The following is a 21,293-nucleotide window of genomic DNA, read 5'->3' as shown; positions in this document are numbered from 1 at the left end:
GCGATGGGGAATGGCCGTGCGACGTTGGAATGGTTGGGGTGACGACAGCATAGAAACCGCGCTGCAGCCAGGCGCTTTGGCCTTTTTGCATCAGCAGATCGGCGCCACGGCGGCGCCCAGCGATGCAGCCTTGGCGGCCGTGCTGGCGCAGCTGCCGCCGTCGCGGCTGCCACCGCATCCGCAGGTCAGCACCGACGCCGAGGCGCGGCTGCGCGCCAGCTTTGGCCAAAGCCTGGGCGACTGGCTGCGCCTGCGCTTTGGCCGCATCGGCGCGGTCAGCGATGGGGTGGCCTGGCCGGAGAGTTCGGCCCAGGTGCGCGAGCTGCTGGACTGGGCAAGTGAGGTCGGTGCCATCGTGATCCCCTGCGGCGGCGCCACCAGCGTGGTCGGCCACCTGAGCCCGCCAGAAGACCCTCGACCGGTGCTGACGCTGATGATGGGCCGGATGCGCAAGCTCCTGAGCCTGGACAGCACGGCCCAGCTGGCGCGCTTTGAGGCCGGCGTGCTCGGCCCCGATCTGGAAGCCCAGCTGCGCGCCCAGGGCTGGATGCTGGGCCACTATCCGCAGAGCTTTGAATACGCCAGCCTGGGCGGCTGGGTGGTGACCCGCTCCTCGGGCCAGCAGTCGGCCCGCTATGGCCGCATCGAGCAGCTGTTTGCCGGCGGCCGCCTGGAAACACCGCGCGGCACGCTGCAGATCCCAACGCTGCCGGCCTCGGCCGCCGGGCCCGATCTGCGTGAATGGGTGCTGGGCTCCGAGGGACGGCTGGGTGTGCTGACCGAGGCCACCGTGCGCATCAGCCGGCTGCCCGAGCGTGAAGAATTCATCGGCGTCTTCCTGCCGTCCTGGCAGGCCGGCGAAGCGGCGGTGCGGGCGCTGGCCCAGGCGCGGCTGGGTCTGTCGATGATGCGCCTGGCGAACCCGGTGGAGACTTTGACGACGCTGCGCCTGGCCGGGCATGAGGCCCAGATCGCCTGGCTGGAGCGTTATCTCGCCTGGCGTGGCTGCGGCGAAGGCAAGGTGCTGCTGATGCTGGGCTTCAGCGGCGGTGCGCGCCAGCTGCGGGCCATGCAGGCGCTGGCACGGCCGATCTTGAAAGCGCAGGGCGGCGTCTCCACCGGCACGCTGCTGGGCAAGAAATGGGCGGCCAATCGTTTCAAGGGCGTCTATCTGCGCAATGCCTTGTGGGCCCAGGGCTATGCGGTCGACACCATGGAAACGGCGGTCGACTGGTCGCGCGTGCCGGCGATGATGGCGGCGATGGAGAGCGCCGGGCGCGAGGCCTTGGCCGGCTTCGGTGAGCGCTGCCATGCCTATACCCATCTCTCCCATGTGTATGCGCAGGGCTCCAGCGTCTACACCACTTTTGTGTTCCGCATCGGCGGCGACTTTGACAGCGCCATGGCCCGCTGGAAGGCATTGAAGCAGGGGGTTAGCCAGGCCATCGTCAACCAGGGCGGCACGATCTCGCACCAGCACGGCGTGGGCAAGGACCATGCCGCCTACCTGGGGGCCGAGAAGGGCGCCACCGGCATGGCCGCCCTGCAGGCCATGGTCGATCACTTCGACCCGCAGGGCCTGCTGGCCTCGGGCAATCTGCTGCCGCCAGCGACGCCGGCCCAGCCGGGGCGGAGCGGGCGATGAAGCGCGAGCAGGCGCTGGACGGCCTGCGCGCTGCCGGCATGGCCCAGCCCTTTGATGTGCTGGTCATCGGTGGCGGCATTGCCGGCGCCGGTGTGGCGCTGGAGGCGGCGCGGGCCGGCGCGCGGGTGGCGCTGGTCGAGGCGCGCGATTTCGCCAGCGGCACGTCCTCGCGCTCATCCAAGCTGGTCCATGGCGGCCTGCGCTATCTGGCCCAGGGGCAGTTCGGCCTGACGCGTCAATCGCTGCGCGAGCGCAATGCGCTGCTGCGCGACGCCGCCGGCCTGGTGGCGCCGCTGCGCTTTCTGCTGCCGGTGCGCGAGGGCGACAAGAACGGCCGCGCGCTGCTGGGCCTGGGCCTGCTGGCCTACGATGTCTTGGCCCGTTCACGCAGCCGCGTCTGGCTGGGCCTGGAGGCCTTGCTGCAGCGCTCGCCGTGGCTGGGCCGCAGCGGCCTGCGCGGGGGCTGGAGCTATCTGGACGCGCAGACCGACGACGCCCGCCTGGTGCTGCGCGCGCTGGCCGAGGCGCGCAGCCACGGCGCGCTGACGCTCAACCACCTGGCCGTCGAATCGCTGTCTCGTGGCGAGCAGGGCCAGGTCAGCGGCGCGCTGCTGCGCGATGCGATCAGTGGCGAGCGGCTGGCCGTGGCGGCCCGCTGCGTGATCAATGCCACCGGCGCCTGGGCCGATGGCCTGCGCCAGCAGCAAGGGCTCAGCCCGCGGCTGCGGCCGCTGCGCGGCAGCCATCTGCTGCTGCCGGCCTGGGCCTTGCCGGTCTCGGAAGCGGTGGCCTTTGCGCATCCCGACGACGGCCGGCCGGTGTTCGCGCTGCCCTGGCTGGGCGCCACGCTGGTGGGCACCACCGATCTGGATCACCGCGAGTCGCTGGACCGCGAGCCCGGCATCAGCCGCGCCGAGTTCGACTATCTGCTGCGCGCCTTGCAGCATCAGTTCCCCAGCCTGGATCTCGGCGAGCAGCAGGTGCTGTCGACCTGGTCGGGCGTGCGCCCGGTGCTGGCTTCGGGGCAAGACCTGGCCCCATCGGAAGAAACGCGCGAGCATTTCATCGCCGAGGAGGCCGGGCTGATCACCGTCACCGGCGGCAAGCTGACAACCTTCCGCGCCAGCGCGCTGCAGGCCCTGCGCCTGGCCTCGCGCCGGGTGCCGGCGCTGGCCATGCTGACGGCGCTGGATGGTCCCTCGACGGCGCCGGTATTCGCCGCTGCCACGCTGGCCACCCGGCGCCGCCTGCTGCAGGACCGCCGGCTCGGTGCCGCACTGGCACAGCGCTGGCTGGATCTGTATGGCGAGCAGGCGCTGGCCTTGCAGGCCCTGGTCGATGAGCGCGGCGCGGCCGAGTTGCAGCCGCTGGGCCCGCCGGCGCCGAGCCGGCCGGTCTGGGGCGAGCTGCGCCATGCCTGCCGCAGCGAAGCGGTTGAGCATCTCGACGATCTGCTCTTGCGCCGCAGCCGCTTGGGCCTGCTGATGCCCGAGGGCGCGGCCGAGCTGCTGCCGCGCCTGCGGCTGCTCTGCGCCGAGGAACTGCACTGGAGCGACAGCCGCTGGGCGCTGGAGGCGCAGCGCTACCAGGACTGCATCCGGCGCTGCTATGGTGTGCCCCCGGAGGACAGGACATGAGTGCAGGGCAACACACGGGCGGGCGCGGCGACGAGCTGCTGCTGGCGATCGACTGCGGCACGCAGAGCGTGCGAGCGCTGCTGATCGATGCGCGGGGGCAGATCGTGGCCAAGTGCCAGCAGGCCTTCGACGACTACCAGAGCCATCAGGAAGGCTGGCTGGAGCACGACGCCGAGGGCTTCTGGACAGCGGCCAGCGCCGTCTGTCGCGGCCTCTGGGTTCAGCACGCAGCCTTGAAATCCGCCGTCAAGGGCGTGGTCGTGACCACGCAGCGCGGCACGGTGGTGCCCGTTGATGCGGCCGGTCAGGCGTTGCGCCCCTTCATCATCTGGCTGGACCAGCGCCGCGCGCTGAAGCGGCCTCGCTTTTCGCTGCCCTGGCAGATCGCCTTCAAGGCGGCCGGCGTCGGCCGCACGCTGGACTATTTCAGCCGCGAGGCGGAGATCAACTGGATCGCCGAGAACGAGCCCGAGCTGCATGGCCGCATCCACAAGCTGCTGCTGGTCTCGGGCTGGCTGAACTACAAGCTGACCGGCCGCTATGCCGATTCGGTCGGCTCGCAGGTGGGCTATCTGCCCTTTGATTTCAAACGCCAGACCTGGGCCGCGTCCTGGGACTGGAAATGGCAGGCGCTGGCGGTGCGGCGCGAGCAGCTGCCGGAACTTGTCCCTGTCGGCAGCCCCATCGGTGGCCTGACGCGCGCGGCCGCCGCGGCCACCGGCCTGGATGAGGGCCTGCCGGTGATTGCCGCGGCGGCGGACAAGGCCTGCGAGATCCTCGGAGCCGGTGCCATCACGCCCGATATCGGCGCGCTGTCTTACGGCACCACCGCCACCATCGACATCACCACGCCACGCTATATCGAGGCCACGCCCTTTGTGCCGCCCTATCCGGCGGTGCTGCCCGGCCAGTACAACAGCGAGGTGCAGATCTTCCGCGGCTACTGGATGGTCAGCTGGTTCAAGGAACAGTTCGGTCATCCCGAGCGCGAGGCGGCGCTGGGTGAGGGCGTGGCGCCCGAGGCGCTGTTCGATCGCCTGGTCGCCGCGGTGCCACCGGGCAGCCAGGGCCTGATGCTGCAGCCCTACTGGACGCCAGGCATACGCCAGCCGGGGCCCGACGCCCGCGGTGCGGTGATCGGCTTCTCCGACGTGCACACCCGCGCCCACCTCTACCGCGCCATCCTCGAAGGCCTGGCCTATGCGCTGCGCGAGGGGCTGGAGAAGATCGAGGCCAAGAGCCGGGTGCGGGTGCGCTCGCTGCGCGTGTCGGGCGGCGGCTCGCAGTCTGATGCGGCCATGCAGCTGACGGCCGATATCTTCCAGCTGCCCACGGCGCGGCCGCACACCTACGAGACCTCGGGCCTGGGTGCGGCGATCGCCGGCGCGGTCGGCCTCGGCTTGCATCGCGACTTTCCGACCGCGGTGGCGGCGATGACGCGGCTGGGCCGCAGCTTCGAGCCCGATGCCGGCCATGCGGCGCTGTACGAGCAGCTCTATCAGCGCGTCTACAAGAAGATGTATGCGCGGCTGGAACCGCTCTACACCGAGCTGCAGCAGATCCTGCAGCGCTGAGCTGCGGCCGGAGCTCAGCGGCCACCCGCGCATTGCACCTGATTGGCAGGGGCAGGGCGCTCCGGCACACTGCCGGCATGTCGTTTGCTGTCAGCAGTCCCGCCGCCCTGTCCCTTCCTCATCCGCTGCCGCCGCTGGGGCGGGCCCGCGTCGTCGGCGCCTATGCCAAGACGGCGGTCGACACCGCCCGCGAGCTGGGCGCCGATCTGGCCCGGCTGGGCCAGGCCTGCGGTCTGGCCGATCTGCAGCAGGCGCTGCCCGAGAACGTGCCGGTGGAGCGCTACATCGCCCTGCTCGATGCGGCCGCCACGCAGCTGAACGAGCCCTTCTTTGGCCTGCAGGTCGGCCGGCGCATGCGGCTCTCCACTTTCGCCAGCTATGGCCTGGTGCTGTGCACCTGCCCGACGCTGCGCAGCGCCGCCGAGCAGACCCGCCGCTTTGAATCGCTGGCCCATGACCTCGGTCGCAGCGAAATCGTCGAGGCCGATGGCGTGGCGCATTACCGCTGGCATTCGCCCTGGCTGGACCGTCCCGGCGGCCGCCATCTGAGCGAGAGCGTGATGGTCGGCATCCAGACCTTTGTGCACTGGCTGGCCGGTACCGAGTTGCCGGTGCTGGGCCTGAGCTTTGTCCATGCGCCGCCCGAGGGCGTGCCCCTGGAGGTCTACAGCCAAGGCCTGGGGGCGCCGGTGCGTTTCAATGCCACGGTGACCGAAGCCAGCTTCCCGGCCGCGCTGCTGGATGCGCCGCTGGCCAATGCCGACACCAGCCTGTTCGCCCAGCTGGCACAGACCGCCGAGCAGCGCCTCGCCGCCCGCCAGCGTGAAGCCAGCGAAGCCCCGATTGCCCAGGCGGTGCGCGAGCGCATTCAGGCCCAGCTGATGCACGACCGTGCCCGGCTGCCCGAGGTGGCCGAGGCGCTGGCCCTGAGCCCGCGCAGCCTGCAGCGCAAGCTGGCCGAGGCCGGCCTGAGTTTCAGCGCGCTCTTGGACGAGACCCGGCGCGAGCTGGCCTGCGCCTATCTGCGCGACGCCAGCCTGTCGCTGACCGAGATCGCCTTTCTGCTCGGCTTTGGCGAGCAGAGCAATTTCAACCATGCCTTCCGCGCCTGGTTCAACACCACGCCGGCGGCCTGGCGCGAGCGCCAGGGACGCTGAATTGGCATGGGCGGCGCGGATCTTGCATGCGCTTGAGCGATGAATCCACAGCCCTCAAGACCTGACCCTGGATCGGCGGCGCAGCCATGAGCTGGCAGGCCCGCTTACAGTTGGACTACGCACTGGAACAGGGGCGCTGCGTTGCCCGCCATGTCCACGAAGGACCGTTGCGCGTGCTCAAAAGTCTCTACCCGGAGGGCGACGCGATCTGCCACAACGTGCTGGTCCATCCGCCTGGCGGCCTGGTCGGCGGCGATTACCTGGACCTGAGCGTCACCGTCGGCGCCGGCGCCCACGGCCTGCTGACTACGCCAGGCGCGACCCGCTTCTACCGCAGCGAAGGCGCCACGGCAACGCAGCGCCTGCACGCCACGGTGGCCAAAGGCGGCCGCCTGGAATGGCTGCCGCTGGAGGCGATCGCCTACCCCGGCTGCCGGGCCCATAGCGAGGCCCGCTTTGCGCTCGCGCCGGGTGCCGAGCTGCTGGCCTGGGACATCACCGCGCTGGGCCTGCCACAGGCCGGCGCGCCGTTTGAGCGCGGCGAGTTCTCCCAGCATCTGGAGCTGCAGGGCGCCTGGCTGGAGCGCGGCCGGCTGCGTGCTGACGATGGCCTGCTGCTCGACGGCGCGCTGGGGCTTGCCGGCCGCCGCTGCATGGCCAGCCTGGTGTTCGCGGCCGGCACGGCGATCTCGCGCGAACGCCGCGAACGGGCGCTGGACGCCGCCCGGGCACTGATCTCGGCCGCTGAGGGTCAGGTCTTGCCTGAGGCGGGCCCGCCAGGCCTCCCGCTGATGGCCGGCGTCAGCGCCGCCCATCCGCAAGTGCTGGTGCTGCGCGCACTCGCGCCGCTGACCGAAGCCAGCTTTGCGCTGCTGCGCAGCTGCTGGGCCCTGTGGCGCAAGGAACTCTGGGGCCTGGACGGCCAGCCACCGCGCATCTGGGCGATGTGAGAGTGGCGCGGGCTCAATGCGCCGAAAGCTCGCGCTGTACCCGCCAGGCCAGCGGCAGGGTCAGCAGCAAGAGGGCGGCCAGGGCTTGCTGTGCCGGCATGACGCCCCAGGCATCGCCGATGGCCCCGAGAACAATCGGAGCGATCGCGCTGCTGCCGATCACGCCGGTGTAAAACAGAGAAAACGCACGGGTGCGCGCCGCCGGGCTGACCAGCTCCGGCACGCTGCCGTAGAGCACCGAGGAGGTGCCGTTCAGCGCCACGCCCAGCAGCGGCAGCAGTGCCATCAGCGGCTGCAAGGGCAGGGCCAGCAGGGCCAGCATCAGCAGCGCGGTGGCCGTTTCGGTGAGCCAGACGGTCTTCATCATGCCAAGGCGCTGGCCCAGCCAGCCGCAGACCAGCTTGCCGGCTGCGCCACCGATGAAGAGCAGCGTCAGCGCCAGGCCGATGCCGGCCGTGCCGGCGCCCTTGGTCTGCAGGATGAAGGGCAGAAAGGTCAGAAAACCCATGCGCACCGCACTGTCGATCACGCCGGTGGCCAGCAAGGCGCGAAAGCCGCCGCTGTGCAGCGCGGCCAGTTCAGCAGCGCTGGGGGTGGTGGCACTGGCGGACACGCCGGCCGCGCCGGCTGGGCCGCGCGCCTCGGCGGGCAGCAGCCAGGCCAGCAGGGCGGCCGCAGCCAGACCGAACAGCCCTACGGCACTGACGGTGCTCTGCCAGGACCATGAGGCCAGCAGCAGCGCCACAGCGGCGGGTAGCGCCATCTTGCCCAGATCGCCGGCAAAGTTGTAGCGCGCCAGTGCGCGGCGCGAGCCGGCGGCATCGCCCTGATAGGCGTCGGCGACCAGGGCCGAGGCCAGCGGATGCTGGGTGCTGGCGCCGGCGCCGCCCAGTGCGAGTGCCAGCATCAAGGTCATGAGACCACCACTTTGCCCGGCCAGCAGATAGGCCAGCCCGGCCAGCGCGGTGCCGCCGACCAGCAGCGCCTTGCGCCCCCAGCGCTCGGCCCAGTGGCCTGCCTGCAGCTGCAGGCCGGCCATGCAGCCGGCATAGAGGCCGCGCATGAGCCCGGTCATCGCATAGCTGAGCGCGAACTGGCTTTGCCACAGCGGCAGCAGCACGTAGATCAGATCGGTCAGGCCATCGTGCACCGCATGGGCACTGCTGGCGGCCCAGCCAACCCGCTGGCGCTCGCGGCTGCTCGCAGTGGGAGCTGATGCTGGGGTGGAGGCGGAGAAGCTGCTCATGAAGGCGTGGGGCTGACCAGCATCAAGTGTAGACAGGCCCCGCCGTGCACTTGTGCCGCGGACTCTGAAAGCCCGCTACAGTGTGCGCAAAGCAAAACAGCCCGTCCGCCGCGAACGCCGAGAACGCCGATAACGATAAAGAGACATGCTGAACCCCGATCAGCTCCAGGCCGAGAACCAGCAACTGCGTCGCCAGCTCGACAGCCTGCTGCGCGAGGCGCGCGCCAATGAAGACAAGATGCAGCGCTTCGAGCTGCTGGAGCACCGCTTGATCGCCGCACGCTCGCTGGCCGAGCTGGTGCGGCTGCTGCTGGTGGAATACAAGCTGGCCTTTGATATCGATGCGGTCTCGCTCTGTCTGGTCGATGCCGAGCGCGAGGCGGCCCGCTTGCTGGAGCTGGAGCCCGCCGATATCGCGCAGGGCGGCATCTTTGAAGGTCTGGCGCTGCTGGACGATGCCCAGCCCTTGCAAGCGCTGTTCGGCGAGCAGCCTCGCCCCTGGCTGGGACTGTTCCAGGCCGAGCGCCATCGCAGCGGCTTTTGCGGCGACACCGCCGGGCTGAAGTCGGTGGCCCTGCTGCCCTTGCTGCGCCATGGCGAGCTGATCGGCAGCCTGCAGTTCGGCAGTCGCGATGCGGCCCGCTACGAGCCCAGTGCCGGTACCAAGTTTCTGGAGCGCCTGGCCGGGCTGATCGCCGTCTGCCTGGACAGCGCACTGAACCAGGAGCGGCTCAAGCAGGCTGGCATCACCGATGCCCTGACAGGCGTTCACAATCGCCGTTATTTTGAACACCGCTGCCAGATCGAGATCAGCGAAGCGCGCCGCTACCGCCACCCGCTGGCCTGCATGTTCCTGGACATCGATCACTTCAAGCGCATCAACGACCAATACGGCCATGCGGCCGGCGATGCGGTGTTGCGACGTGTCGGCCAGCTGATTCGCAGCCAGATGCGCGCCGGCGACACCATCGCGCGCTACGGCGGCGAGGAGTTCGTGCTGCTACTGCCGCGTTGTCCGCTCGGCCATGCCCGCGACATCGCCGAGCGCATTCGTGGCGCCATCTCCGAGAGGCCCTTGGCAGCCAGCTCCTCACAGCAGGTGGCCGTGACGGCCTCGCTGGGCCTGGCCATGTTGGCGCCACAGGCAGCCAGCTCGGCGGCCGATGCGTCCGGATCGGCGCTGGCCGCGCAGCTGGTGGCCCAGGCCGACCGGGCGCTCTACCAGGCCAAGGAGGCCGGCCGCAATCGCGTGGTGATGGCCGACTGAGTCGCCGCCGGCGCAGCTTGAAGTCAGCTTGAAACTCAGGCTGGCAGGGCCCCGCCCGGCACGCTGTCCAGGCCGCCCAGCTGGCTGGCCAGCTCGCTGCGGTTGCGGCCCTTGTGCTTGGCCTCGTAGAGCGCGGTGTCGGCCCGCTGAAGCAACTCATCGGCGCCCAGGCCGGGCATCCAGCTGGCCACGCCGATGCTGGCCGTCACCGGCCAGCCAGGCACCACGCTCAGCTCGGCCTCCATCTGGGCGCGCAGCCGCTCGGCCAGCTGCAGGGCTGCGGCCTCGCCGGTGTGCGGCAGCAGCAGCAGGAATTCCTCGCCGCCCACGCGGCCGGCCAGATCCTCCTGGCGCAGGGTCTGGCGGAACAGCCTGGCAACGTCCTTGAGCACGCGATCGCCGCAGGCATGGCCCTGGCTGTCGTTGATCTTCTTGAAATTGTCCAGATCGACCGAGAGCAGCGCCAGCTGCAGCTGGTAGCGGCGCGCCCGCTCGATCTCGGCCTCCAACAGCTGCAGCACGCGGCGGCGGTTGTAGAGCCCGGTCAGGCCATCGTGCTGGGCCAGGCGGCGGGTCGTCAGATAGAGCCGGCCCAGCGCGATCAGGGCGGCCAACAGCAGCGCGGTCAGCCCGGCCAGCACGCCAAAGGCCCAGCGCAGCCGGCTTTGGCCGCTTTGCTGCAGTTGCAGGCGCTCGTTGAGGCGCTCGTTCTCCAGCTTCTGGCGGTCGGTTTCGAACTGCTCGCGCAGCGCTCCGGTCTGGCTGACCAGTTCGAGGCGGGCCATTTTTTGCAGCGCACTGTAGGCGCGACTCATTTCCTGGAAGGCCTGTGCAGGCTGGCCATTGGCGGCCAGCGCCTCGGCATAGGTGTTCAGTGCGTCCGACTGCAGGCTGGCGCTGTCGGTGGCCTGCGCCAGGTCGACGGCGCGTCGGGTCGTCAGCACCGCTTCTGCCAATTGACCGACCTGGGCCAGCTGAGCGCCCAGATGGGTCAAGGCGTTGATGACATCGGCTTGCGCATGCAGCCCTTCGCGCAGTGCCAGCGCCTGGCGATAGGGCGCGATGGCAGCACGCGCCTGACCATCGCGACTCAGGAAAAAGCCCTGCAGCAGCAAGGCGTCGGCTTCGCCGTGCTGATCGTCGCTGAGGCGGAACTGCGCCAGCGCGGCACTCAGCTGCTCGAAGGCCTGGGGCCGGCCGCCGGTCATGTTCAGCATCTGGGCCACACCCATGCGCGCCCGGGCCTGGGTGTGCTGGGCCCAGTCCGGCGCCGTGCGCAGGGCTTCCTGGTAGTAGAGCAGGCCCTGCTGGTAGTCGCGCATATCGAGCTGGATGGCCGCCAGCTGCATATAGGCCAGCGCTGCCCGGTTCTGCTGTTCGCCACCGGCCTCGCCCCTGAGCGCCCGCTTGATCAGCTCGCCCAGCGCCTGGGTGGCAGCATCGCGCTGACCGAGGGCGGCATCGACGGCGGCCAGCGCCAGCACCGCCCGATCGCGCTGCTCGGGCTCGTTGATCTGTACCAGGCGTTCGCGCAGCGATGCCAGCGCGCGTGCGGCCTGCGCCGCCTGGCCTTCCGACAAGGCGATGCGTGCGGCGGTGATCTGCTGATCGATGCGCAGCGCGGCGTCCTGGCTCAGCTCGGCATCGGCCTGCTGGCGCTTCAGCAGGGCCTGCAAGTCGGCGAAGCGGCCGTATTGCTGCAACAGCCTCAGCTCCTGGCGTGCGGCGGCGATGCGGCGCTCGGCGCTGTCGGCCAGACTCTGCTCCCGGGCCACCGCGCGGGCCGCCTGGGTGTAGGAGGACTGCATCAGCTGCAGCAGTGCATCGGGGGAATCGGTCGCGTCGGGGCGAGAGCTTGCAGCGGCCGTGGCGTTGCCCAGCAGGCCGGCTGCCAGGGCACAGATCAGCAACAGTCTTTTGCCCGCTTCGCTCACCACGACTCCTTGAGCGCCGACGTCGGTCTGCTAGCAGACCAAAGCGATGGCAAGTCTGGCGCCTGTTGTCGATATTAGGGCAGATGCGGGCCGCTCAGTGGGATGAATAGCAGCCCATGCGGGGCCGATTCCCGGCGATGGGCGTGATTTTTTCCCGCTGTTGCACTGTGCTGGTGCAGGCCCTCCCGGGTGCGAATCAGATGCTGACGCGCTGGCGCACGCCGCGAGCTGCCATCTCGCTGCCGCTGCCGCGATCGATCACCGCGCCACGCTCCATCACCAGGTAGTCGTCGGCCAGTTCCTCGGCGAAGTCGTAGTACTGCTCGCACAGCAGCACGGCGATCGGCTGGCACCCACGGCCCAGCTCCAGGCCTTCGCGGGCCAGCAGTCGGATGGCGCGGCCGATGTCCTTGATGATGCTGGGCTGTATGCCCTCGGTCGGCTCGTCAAGGATCAGCAGCTGGGGCGCGGCACAGAGTGCGCGGGCGATGGCCAGTTGCTGCTGCTGGCCGCCGGAGAGGTCGCCGCCGTGGCGCGATTTCATCTGCGCCAGCACCGGAAACAGCTCGTAGAGCGCCGCCGGAATCGGCGTGCCGCCGGGACGGCTGGCCAGGCCCATCTGCAGGTTTTCCTCGACCGTTAGCCGGGCAAAGATCTCGCGGCCTTGCGGCACATAGCCGATGCCGGCGCGGGCCCGCTCGTGCGGGCTGGCTCGGCTGATGTCGCGGCCTTGGAACTGGATGCTGCCCTGCTTGATCGGGATCAGGCCCATCAAGGCCTTGAGCAGCGTGGTCTTGCCGACGCCGTTGCGGCCCAGCAGCACCGTGATGCGGCCGGCCGCGGCGCTCAGCGAGACCTCGCGCAGGATGTGCGAGCCGCCGTAGAACTGCTGGATCTGGCGGGCTTCAAGCAGGGGCTGGCTCATGGTGCTTTTCTCCATCAACGTCCTAGATAGACCTCGATCACCCGCTCGTCGGCCTGCACCTGCGCCAGCGGCCCCTGGGCCAGCACCGCCCCTTCGCTGAGCACGGTGACGGTGCCCTGGCTGCCGGCGATGCGGGCGATGAAGCTCATATCGTGCTCGACCACCATCAGCGAATGCCGGCCCTGAAGCGACAGGAACAACTCCGCTGTGCGCTCGGTTTCCTGATCGGTCATGCCGGCCACCGGCTCGTCCAGCAAGAGCAGCTTGGGGTCCTGCACCAGCAGCATGCCGATCTCCAGCCACTGCTTCTGGCCATGGCTCAAGAGCCCGGCCGGGCGCTGCCACTGGTCTTGCAGCTGGATCAGCGTCAGCACCTCGGCCAGACGATCACGCTGCGCCCCGCCGAGCCGGTGCCACAGCGCCGCCGCGACGCCGCGCGGCCCCTGCAGCGCCAGCTCCAGGTTCTCGAACACGCTGAGCGCCTCGAACACCGTGGGCTTCTGGAACTTGCGGCCTATGCCCAGCTGGGCGATCTCGGCCTCGCTGTGGCGCCGCAGATCGATGGTCGAGCCGAAGAAGACCTGGCCGCGGTCGGGCCGCGTCTTGCCGGTGATGATGTCCATCATCGTCGTCTTGCCGGCGCCATTGGGCCCGATGATGCAGCGCAACTCGCCGGGCGCGATGTCCAGACTCAGGCCCTGGATGGCATGGAAACCGTCGAAGCTGACGTGCACGTCTTCCAGGTAGAGGATGCGGCCATGGGCCAGATCGAGGCTGCCGGGCTGATGCACCCGGCCATAGCCAGCCGCGCGGCCGCCGGAGGCCTGCTCGGGCAGCTGCGGCTGACGCCGCGCCAGGCGCTCGTGGCCGGCTTCCATCAGCTCGGGGGTCATGTCTTGCCTCCGCGGCGCAGCGTCAGCCGCGCCTGCAGCTGCCGCGCCAGCCCGGCCAGGCCCTCGGGCAGGAACAGCGTCACCGCGATGAACAAGGCGCCCAGCAGATAGAGCCAGATCTCGGGGGCGACGACGGTCAGCCAGCTCTTCGCGCCGTTGACGGCAAAGGCACCGGCCACCGGCCCGAGCAGGCTGCCGCGGCCGCCGACGGCGGCCCAGACGGCGATCTCGATCGAGTTGGCCACGCTCATCTCGCTGGGGTTGATGATGCCCACCTGCGGCACATAGAGCGCGCCGGCCAAGCCGCAGAGCAGGGCCGACAGCGTCCAGACGCTGAGCTTGTAGGGCAGCGGCGAGTAGCCGCAGAACATCAGCCTCGATTCGGCATCGCGCAGCGCCTGCAGCACGCGGCCGAACTTGCTTTGCACCAGCCAGCGCGACAGCAGCAGCGCGCCCAGCAGGGCCAGGCCGCTGAGCACGAACAGGCCCATGCGCATCTCGCGGGTGGCAATCGCATGGCCGGCGATGCGCTTGAAATCGGTGAAGCCGTTGTTGCCGCCAAAGCCGGTCTCGTTGCGAAAGAACAGCAGCATCGCCGCGTAGGTCATGGCCTGGGTGATGATGGAGAAGTAGACGCCCTTGATGCGCGAGCGAAACGCGAACCAGCCAAACACAAAGGCGACCAGGCCGGGCAGGGCCAGCACCAGGATCAACGTGGCGGGCAGGCTGTCGCTGAAGTACCAGTGCCAGGGCAGCGCCTTCCAGTCTAGAAAGACCATGAAGTCGGGCAGCTCGCTCTGGTATTGGCCCTCGCGGCCGATCTGGCGCATCAGATACATGCCCATCGCATAGCCACCGAGCGCGAAGTAGAGCCCGTGGCCCAGCGAGAGGATGCCGCCGAAGCCCCAGATCAGGTCCATGGCCAGCGCGCAGATGGCGTAGCACATGATCTTGCCCAGCAGGGCTACCGCGTAGTCGCTCAGATGCAAGACCTGACCCTCGCTGACCCAGAGATTCAGCAGTGGCGCCACGCCGCAGACCAGCAGCAGGGCAAGCACGAAAGCGGCCCAGCCGCGCGGCGTGAGCAATGGGCTGGCGGTATTCATGTGCGCCCCTTGGCGGCAAAGATGCCTTGCGGCCGTTTCTGGATGAAGACGATGATGAAGATCAGCACGGCGATCTTGGCCAGCACCGCGCCGACCATGCCTTCCAGCGCCTTGTTGGCCAGGCCCAGGCCCAGGGCCGCATAGACACTGCCGGCCAGCTGGCCGACGCCACCGAGCACAACGACCATGAAGGCGTCGACGATATAGCTCTGGCCCAGATCGGGGCCGACGTTGCCGATCTGGCTCAGTGCGCAGCCGGCCAGCCCGGCGATGCCCGAGCCCAGCGCGAAGGCATAGCAGTCGATGCGCGCGGTGTTCACGCCCATGCAGGCCGCCATCGCGCGGTTCTGCGTCACGCCGCGAACAAAGAGGCCGAGCCGGGTGCGCTGGATCAGCAGCGTCATGCCGGCCAGCACCGCAGCGGCAAAGCCGGTGATCAGCAAGCGGTTGATCGGCAGGCTCAGGTTGGGCAGCAGCGCCGGCAGCGGCACCAGCGAGCCGCTCATCCAGCCGGGATTCTCGACGCCGAGGTTCTGCGCGCCGAACAGGCTGCGCACCGTCTGCATCAGCACCAGGCTGATGCCCCAGGTGGCCAACAGCGTTTCCAGCGGGCGGCCGTAGAGCCAGCGCAGCACCAGGCGCTCCATCAACGCGCCGACGAGCGCCGCGGCGCCAAAGGCACAGGGCAGGGCCAGCAGCAGGTAGTAATCGAACAGCGCGGGCGGCAGCCAGTGGCGAAGGCCGGCCTGCACCGCCCAGGTGGCGTAGGCGCCGATCATCATCAGCTCACCATGGGCCATATTGATGACGCCCATCAGCCCGTAAGTGATGGCCAGCCCCAGTGCCACCAGCAAGAGGATGCTGCCCAGGCTCAGCCCGGTGAACAGCGCACCCAGCCGCTCGCCCCAGGCCAGCGTCTCGCGCAGCTTTTGCAAGGCGGTTTGCAAGGCGGTCTTGACCCGCGCATCGCCTTCCTCGGCCAGCCGCTCGTTGAGCAGCAACTCGGTCGCCGCGCTGGGCGCCTGGGCCAGATCGCGCGCCGCCTGCAGCCGCCGCACCGGCTCGGCACTGCCCAGCAGCGCGGCCGCGCGGGCCAGGTCCAGTGCGGCACGCACCGGCGCCTCGCTCTCGGCCGCCAGCGCACGTTCGATCAGCGGCAGATGGGCCTCGCTCGGCGCCTTCTGCAGCGCCTGCGCGGCAGCCAGCCGCCGCTTCGCCTCAGGCGTGAACAGCTGCAAGACCGCCAGCGCCTGGTCCAATTCGCCGCGCAGCCGGTTGTTGACGCTGACGTCCTCCAGCGCCGCCTCAGGCGACAGGGCCACAGGCAGGCCACTCAGCGCATCCAGCAACGCGCCATCGCCGCGCTGAATCAACAGCCGCTCGCCATCGAGCTTGAGCTGTTCATCGGCCAGCGCCTGCAAGAAGGGCTGCAGCCTGGCGTCCGGCTGCTGCGCATGGGCCTGCAGCGCCTCATGCAGCGCCGCCACCCGCACATCCCCATCCTCGCCTCGCGCCAGCGTCTGCGCCTGCTGCGCCGTCAGCGCCCAGCAGGGCGACAGCAGCAACAGTGCCGTTAGCGAAGCAGCCCATGTTCTCCAGCAAGCCTTCATCAAAGTTCTTTCAAGCCAGCTAACGCAGAGGAGATAGAAATGCGCTATTTCTTAGGTCTGGTCGACGCAGTCGACCTTGCGCGCCGCAGGCCGCGCCTCATCCAGCGGAGCCCGAGGATCCGGCTTCGCCGGTCCTACGGGCTCGCCCCCTTGAGGGGGCCGGCGAAGCCGGTAGGGGGTGGTCACTTTTTCAGGGGTTCATCGGCCTTCTTGTCATTCCCCTCAATGAACGGACTCCAGGGCTTGGCCTTGACCGGTGCCGGTGTCTTCCACACCACATTGAACTGCCCGTCGGCCTTGATCTCGCCGATGAAGACGGACTTGTGCAGATGGTGGTTCTTCTCGTCCATCTTGGACGTGATGCCCGAGGGGGCGGTGAAGGTCTGGCCGGCCATGGCGGCGATCACCTTGTCGACTTCGGTGCTCTTGGCCTTCTCGACCGCCTGCTTCCACATATTGATGCCGATGTAGGTCGCCTCCATCGGGTCATTGGTCAGCGGCTTGTCCTTGTGGCCGGCCAGGCCCTTGGCCTTCGCATAGTCGCTCCACTTCTTGATGAACTCGGTATTGGCCGGGTTCTTGATCGACATGAAGTAGTTCCAGGCTGCCAGATGGCCGACCAGCGGCTTGGTATCGACGCCGCGCAGCTCTTCCTCGCCGACCGAGAAGGCCACCACCGGCACGTCCTTGGCCTTCAGCCCGGCATTGCCCAGCTCTTTGTAGAAGGGCACGTTGGAGTCGCCGTTGATGGTCGACACCACGGCGGTCTTGCCGCCGGCCGAGAACTTCTTGATGTCGGCGACGATGGTCTGGTAGTCGCTGTGGCCAAAGGGCGTGTACTTCTCGTCGATGTCGGCGTCCTTGACGCCCTTGCTGTGCAGGTAGGCACGCAGGATCTTGTTGGTGGTGCGCGGATAGACGTAATCGGTGCCCAGCAGCACCCAGCGCTTGGCGGCGCCGCCGTCCTTGCTCATCAGGTAGTCGACCGCCGGAATCGCCTGCTGGTTGGGCGCCGCGCCGGTGTAGAACACGTTCTTGGACAGCTCCTCGCCCTCGTACTGCACCGGGTAGAACAGGAGGCCATTGAGCTCCTCGACGACCGGCAGCACCGACTTGCGTGACACCGAGGTCCAGCAGCCGAAGATCACGGCGACCTTGTCCTGGGTCAGCAGCTGCTTGGTCTTCTCGGCAAACAGCGGCCAGTTCGAGGCCGGGTCCACCACCACCGGTTCGAGCTTCTTGCCCAGCACGCCGCCCTTGGCATTGATCTCGTCGATGGCCATCAGCACGGTGTCCTTGAGCACCGTCTCCGAAATCGCCATCGTGCCCGATAGGCTGTGCAGCACGCCCACCTTGATGGTGTCGGCCGCCTGGGCCGACAAACTGCCCAGGCTCAGGCCGGTGAGGGCGCTGGCGGCCGTCAGGGCGCGCAGGGAAAAAGTTCGGCGCTTGATCGTCGTGTGCATATCAGTTCGCTCCTGTTTGACCGCGGCGGTCATGGGGTTGGACGCGTCGCCGCTGCGGCACCGGCGGGGGGGGCACGGTGCAGCGGGGCGGACGGGTTCAATGTAGGGAGCGAAGCCGCGCGGGGCTATACGGCGGATGGCGTATGCCCGGCCTCAGAGGGCGCGGTTGACTGATGTTCAGCCGCACCAGCCCAGGTTCTTGCACAGCCAGTGTGCAGCACCACTGCGCAGCATGTAGAAGCGAAACAGCGGCTGTGATCCGGGCAGCACCGGGAGGGTGAGCGGCTCGGCCAGCGCCAGACCGTTCTCGCTATTGCTGAGCATCACCAGGCCGTCGCCGGTCTGCGCCGAGGCGGCGACGAAGGCGCGGTAGCCCCAGTTGCTGCCCCAGTGCCAGATCAGCTGATCGGGGGCGGCGCCGGCTTCAGCGCGGCGCTCGGCAATGCCCCAGCCCAGGCCCCAGCTGAGGCCCAGTTGCGGATCGACCGGCAGCGGCGCGGCGAGCACGGTCTTGAGCAGGGCCTTGTCGGCCAGCACGGCGGCGAGGAAGCGGGCGTAGTCTGGCGCCGAGGTGTACAGCGAGAAGGCGGCGCGCGGGTGTTGGATGGGCTTGATGCCCAGAGGCTTGCCGCTGGCACCATGGCCATCCACCAGGCCGGGCTGCGTGCGTTCGGCGTTCCAGCGGAAGTCGGAGTGCGTCATGCCCAGCGGTTCGAACACGGCCTGGCGGGCCCAGACATCGAGCGGCTGGCCGCTGATGGCTTCGATGGCGGCTTGCAGCAGCAGATAGCCCTCGCCAGAGTAATTCCAGCGGCCAGCGGGCTGCTCGGGCACCAGCGCCTCGCTGCTCCAGTTGGGCAGGCCGGTGCCATGCTGAAGAATCATCCGCGCGGTGATTTTTTCCAGCGCCGCCGCCGGCAGCAGATCGGCCCGGCCGGGCTCGGGGCGGGCATGGTTGTGCTGGTGCAGATAACCCTGGGGCAGATAGCGCGACAGCGGCGCGTCGAGGTCAAAGCCTGACTTGCCCAGCCGCTCGGCCAGCTTCAGCACGCCATAGGCAAAGACCGGCTTGCCCAGCGAGGCGGCCTGGAACACCGCCTCGGGCGAGGCACTGGGCTGTTCGCAGGCACTGGCGCTGTCGACGGCGCTGAGTTGGCCGTGCTGCAGCCGCGCGACGACGATCAGGCAGACCTTGTTCTGCTCGGCCAGGCGCTGAAGCTGCTGGTGGGAGAGGCCGATCGACTCAGCCTGGGCACTGCTCGCGAAAGCCAGGCAGATGGCTGCCAGTCGCAACCCGTGACGGTGGCCAGCGCCGCCCCTCGTCGCCTTGCAATTGATCGCCATCGTGCGCCTCCACCAAGATCATGATGCGGCGCAGCATAGCGGGTGACAATGCCCGTGAAACAGGTCATGCCATCGTTTTCAATCGTTAAAACTGATGTGCCCTGCGGCCTCGCATCGCGCGACGGCCTGCGGGCGTGAAGCGCGGGAATGGATCTCCCAGCATTCGTCGAGCACCGAGCAGTAGCAGGCTCGCGTTTCCAAGCGTGGCTTGAGCTGTTTGATCTGCTGATTGATCTGCTCCAGCTCGGCGGCGCTGCGCTTGCTGACGCCCCACTGGAACAGCTGCGTTTGCTCCTTGGCGGCGATCACCGTGTCGGTGATCGAGGCGCGCGAATAGTTGCCACCCACGATGGCCTGCCCGCCCTCGGAGGGAGCGGCACGCAAGAGCTGCACCAGGGTGTCGCCGCTGGAGACCGGCTTGCCATCGAGCAAGAGTTCGAACCAGGCGACCTGCGCGAGGCCGGTGCCCACATTGTTCAACTCCAGCGTGAAGCTGACGTCTGTGTCGCTGTGCTGACGTCGGGTGTTGAACTGCAGGATGGGGGTTGACGAGGCGCGCACCATGCGCGCGTTCTGGTTGACCAGCTCCTTCATCGTCTCGCTGGTGCGCAAGGCGCCGACGAGCGAGGCTGCCGCGCTCAACACCATGCTCAGCGCCACGGCGATATGAAACCAGGGCGGGGCCTTCTCGCCGCCCACGGGTTTGATGAATTTCGGGACTTCAAGCACGTGCAGACTCCACAGCGCCACTTTGGCGCTGCGGCAGTCTAATCACATCGAGCTCCTGCGCCGAAAGGCACGCGACGCGCTTCAAATGGCTTCAGCGCATGGGCCAGGCCGTGCTCAGCGCCGTGCCTGGGCGGCACTGTCTTCGGCGATATGGCGCAGGAAGTAGCGGATGTAGAAGGCGCCCATGCCCAGCACCACGGCGAGCACGGCGGCGCTCATCAGGCCGACATCGGAAGTGAACAGATCCTTGAAGACACTCATCGCAGACTCCTCATGGCTTGCGTTGCAGAGGTCTTCATTGCACGCCCGGGCTGACGGGGGCGGTTTGCGCTGGCTCAATCAGACGCTTGCCTTGGCACGCAGACGCGGCCCGCTTTTGACGCGGATCAGCCAGTTTGGTGATGGCGGCTCAGCTGCCCGCCCAGGGCACGGCGCCGGCCTTGCGCGGCGTGCTGCGCCGGGTGCGCATTACCGCGTCAAAGCCCTGGCGGCCGCCGTTCACCGTGGCGGTGAGCAGGCCTACCAGGTCTTCGTTGCTGAGCGCCTGGGCGTCGGGCCGAAACTGCTTGATGGCGGCGGCCAGGATCTCGCGCGGCAGTGAGCCATGGGTGGCCATCAGCGCAAACAGCGCGCCGAACAGCTCCTCGTGCATCGCGCAGATCTGCCGGATGCGTTCCAACGCCTCGGCCGGCGTGGCCAGGTAGCCGGGTGCCATCCAGCCGAGGTCGTCCGGGCCGCTGTTGTCGTCCAGCTCTGTGGGGTACTGCGCCATCGCTGTCTCCTTGCTCTGGCCGGGGCTGTGCACAAGGAGTCTAAGCTGGCATGACAAAAAAATGCAGCCGCTCAGCCCTTGTTGCGCCCGGCCATCACGCCGCCGTCAACATCCCAGATCGCGCCGGTCACCCAGCTGGCCCGTTCCGATAGCAGAAAGGCAATCGCTTCGGCCACGTCCTCAGGACGGCCGACGCGGCCGATCGGGTGGAAGCTGTTGAAGCCTTGCAGTGCGCCATGCACCTCGGCCCTGGGGATGAAGCCCTCGTAGATCGGCGTCTCGACGACGGCAGGCGAGACCGCGTTGACGCGGATGCGATGGCTGGCCAGTTCCATGGCCAGATGCTGGGTCAGCGCATGCAGGCCTGCCTTGGCCATCGAGTAGGCGGAGGACGGCGTCAGCTCGACCGCCTGCTTGGCCCACATGCTGCCGATATTGACGATGGCGCCCGGTTTGCCCAGCGCGACCCAGCGCGCCGCCACCGTCTGGCTGATGAAGAACAGCGCCTTGTTCAGCTGCATGTACGGCTCGTAATCGGCCGGCTGGTGCTCGAGAAAAGGCTTGGGCGCGAACACGCCGGCGGCATTGAGCAGCAGATCGATATCGCCGTGCTCGTCGCGCAATTGTTGTTGCAGGCGGGCCAGTGACTGCTCGTCGCGCAAATCGGCCTGCAGGCTGTAGACCGGGCCGAGCGGGCTGAGTTGCTCGACGGCCTGGGCCAGCTTGTCGGCGCGCTGGCCGACCAGGACGGCCGAACCGCCACGCTGCAGCAGCAGCCGTGCCGTGGCCAGGCCCATGCCGCTGCTGCCGCCGATGACGAGCAGCTTCTTGCCGGTGAATTCGCGATCTGTGTTCATGGTGAGTCCTTTTGTAGCTACCGACTAATTGGTAGGTAGTTGGTGGAAAGAAAAGGCCGGCAGTCCGGCCATGGGGGAAATGAAACGGTCGAACTTGATGCCTGCTCAGCACCGACGCCTGCACTGCAGATGTAGGAGCGCAGTGTCTGGCTGCGTGGATTCTTCTGTGAGCGACATCAGC

At 68.5% G+C, this 21,293-nt stretch carries 18 protein-coding genes; 6 read left to right on the top strand and 12 right to left on the bottom strand.

Features of this window, described 5'->3' with window-relative positions; all coding sequences use genetic code 11:
• The first annotated feature begins 16 nt into the window (after positions 1-16).
• The 5 genes from RQP53_RS19555 (at position 17) to RQP53_RS19535 (ending at position 6,963) form a co-directional block, all read left to right on the top strand.
• On the top strand, positions 17-1,645 hold the full coding sequence (locus tag RQP53_RS19555) for an FAD-binding oxidoreductase (protein ID WP_315652368.1): 1,629 nt from the start codon (positions 17-19) through the stop codon (positions 1,643-1,645).
• Positions 1,642-3,282, top strand: a complete 1,641-nt coding sequence (locus tag RQP53_RS19550; RefSeq protein WP_315652367.1) for a glycerol-3-phosphate dehydrogenase/oxidase — start codon at positions 1,642-1,644, stop codon at positions 3,280-3,282. Before RQP53_RS19555 ends, RQP53_RS19550 begins: the two co-directional genes overlap by 4 nt.
• The gene (locus tag RQP53_RS19545) at positions 3,279-4,856 is read left to right on the top strand and encodes an FGGY-family carbohydrate kinase (RefSeq protein ID WP_315652366.1); all 1,578 of its coding nucleotides are present in this window, start codon (positions 3,279-3,281) and stop codon (positions 4,854-4,856) included. The genes RQP53_RS19550 and RQP53_RS19545 overlap by 4 nt, the downstream gene beginning before the upstream one ends.
• 77 nt (positions 4,857-4,933) lie before the next feature.
• A complete protein-coding gene (locus tag RQP53_RS19540) occupies positions 4,934-6,013 on the top strand; it encodes an AraC family transcriptional regulator (protein ID WP_315652365.1) in 1,080 nt (359 codons plus the stop codon).
• 86 nt (positions 6,014-6,099) lie between these two features.
• Positions 6,100-6,963: an urease accessory protein UreD gene (locus RQP53_RS19535; protein ID WP_315652364.1), complete on the top strand. Its 864-nt coding sequence runs from the start codon at positions 6,100-6,102 to the stop codon at positions 6,961-6,963.
• Positions 6,964-6,976: 13 nt separating this feature from the next.
• Here RQP53_RS19535 and RQP53_RS19530 read toward each other — a convergent pair whose 3' ends face one another.
• Positions 6,977-8,209, bottom strand: coding sequence for an MFS transporter (locus RQP53_RS19530; protein ID WP_315652363.1), 1,233 nt, complete (start codon positions 8,207-8,209; stop codon positions 6,977-6,979).
• A gap of 145 nt (positions 8,210-8,354) precedes the next feature.
• On the opposite strand from RQP53_RS19530, the gene RQP53_RS19525 reads away from it, so the two are divergent.
• The gene (locus tag RQP53_RS19525; RefSeq protein ID WP_315652362.1) at positions 8,355-9,476 is read left to right on the top strand and encodes a GGDEF domain-containing protein; all 1,122 of its coding nucleotides are present in this window, start codon (positions 8,355-8,357) and stop codon (positions 9,474-9,476) included.
• Between the two features lie 35 nt (positions 9,477-9,511).
• Here the strand turns inward: RQP53_RS19525 and RQP53_RS19520 are convergent, their stop codons facing one another.
• The 11 genes from RQP53_RS19520 to RQP53_RS19470 all read right to left on the bottom strand — a co-directional run bounded on the left by RQP53_RS19520 (position 9,512) and on the right by RQP53_RS19470 (position 21,112).
• Positions 9,512-11,410 carry a GGDEF domain-containing protein gene (locus tag RQP53_RS19520; protein WP_315652361.1) on the bottom strand — a complete coding sequence of 633 codons (1,899 nt, stop codon included), beginning with the start codon at positions 11,408-11,410 and terminating at the stop codon, positions 9,512-9,514.
• 196 nt (positions 11,411-11,606) lie between these two features.
• A complete protein-coding gene (gene urtE / locus RQP53_RS19515) occupies positions 11,607-12,335 on the bottom strand; it encodes an urea ABC transporter ATP-binding subunit UrtE (protein ID WP_434064126.1) in 729 nt (242 codons plus the stop codon).
• 14 nt (positions 12,336-12,349) lie between these two features.
• Positions 12,350-13,228, bottom strand: coding sequence for an urea ABC transporter ATP-binding protein UrtD (gene urtD, locus RQP53_RS19510; RefSeq protein ID WP_315652360.1), 879 nt, complete (start codon positions 13,226-13,228; stop codon positions 12,350-12,352).
• Positions 13,225-14,334, bottom strand: coding sequence for an urea ABC transporter permease subunit UrtC (urtC, locus tag RQP53_RS19505; protein ID WP_315652359.1), 1,110 nt, complete (start codon positions 14,332-14,334; stop codon positions 13,225-13,227). Before urtC ends, urtD begins: the two co-directional genes overlap by 4 nt.
• Positions 14,331-15,944 carry an urea ABC transporter permease subunit UrtB gene (gene urtB, locus RQP53_RS19500; protein ID WP_315652358.1) on the bottom strand — a complete coding sequence of 538 codons (1,614 nt, stop codon included), beginning with the start codon at positions 15,942-15,944 and terminating at the stop codon, positions 14,331-14,333. Before urtB ends, urtC begins: the two co-directional genes overlap by 4 nt.
• A gap of 182 nt (positions 15,945-16,126) precedes the next feature.
• On the bottom strand, positions 16,127-17,410 hold the full coding sequence (urtA, locus tag RQP53_RS19495; RefSeq protein ID WP_315652357.1) for an urea ABC transporter substrate-binding protein: 1,284 nt from the start codon (positions 17,408-17,410) through the stop codon (positions 16,127-16,129).
• Between the two features lie 177 nt (positions 17,411-17,587).
• Positions 17,588-18,703 (bottom strand): serine hydrolase domain-containing protein, encoded by a 1,116-nt coding sequence (locus RQP53_RS19490; protein ID WP_315652356.1) that lies wholly within the window; start codon positions 18,701-18,703, stop codon positions 17,588-17,590.
• Between the two features lie 129 nt (positions 18,704-18,832).
• Entirely contained in the window at positions 18,833-19,483 is a 651-nt protein-coding gene (locus tag RQP53_RS19485; RefSeq protein ID WP_315652355.1) for a hypothetical protein, read from the bottom strand.
• A 114-nt stretch (positions 19,484-19,597) separates the two neighbouring features.
• Positions 19,598-19,744: a DUF3149 domain-containing protein gene (locus RQP53_RS19480; protein WP_315652354.1), complete on the bottom strand. Its 147-nt coding sequence runs from the start codon at positions 19,742-19,744 to the stop codon at positions 19,598-19,600.
• 148 nt (positions 19,745-19,892) lie between these two features.
• Positions 19,893-20,255: a hypothetical protein gene (locus tag RQP53_RS19475; RefSeq protein WP_315652353.1), complete on the bottom strand. Its 363-nt coding sequence runs from the start codon at positions 20,253-20,255 to the stop codon at positions 19,893-19,895.
• 71 nt (positions 20,256-20,326) lie between these two features.
• Positions 20,327-21,112, bottom strand: coding sequence for an SDR family NAD(P)-dependent oxidoreductase (locus tag RQP53_RS19470; RefSeq protein ID WP_315652352.1), 786 nt, complete (start codon positions 21,110-21,112; stop codon positions 20,327-20,329).
• Positions 21,113-21,293 lie beyond the last annotated feature (181 nt).

This window comes from Roseateles aquae (genome assembly GCF_032337115.1).
GTDB lineage: Bacteria > Pseudomonadota > Gammaproteobacteria > Burkholderiales > Burkholderiaceae_C > Roseateles_C > Roseateles_C aquae.
The sequence above is the reverse complement of the archived record's forward strand: the minus strand, read 5'-3'. Positions and strand labels throughout refer to the sequence as shown.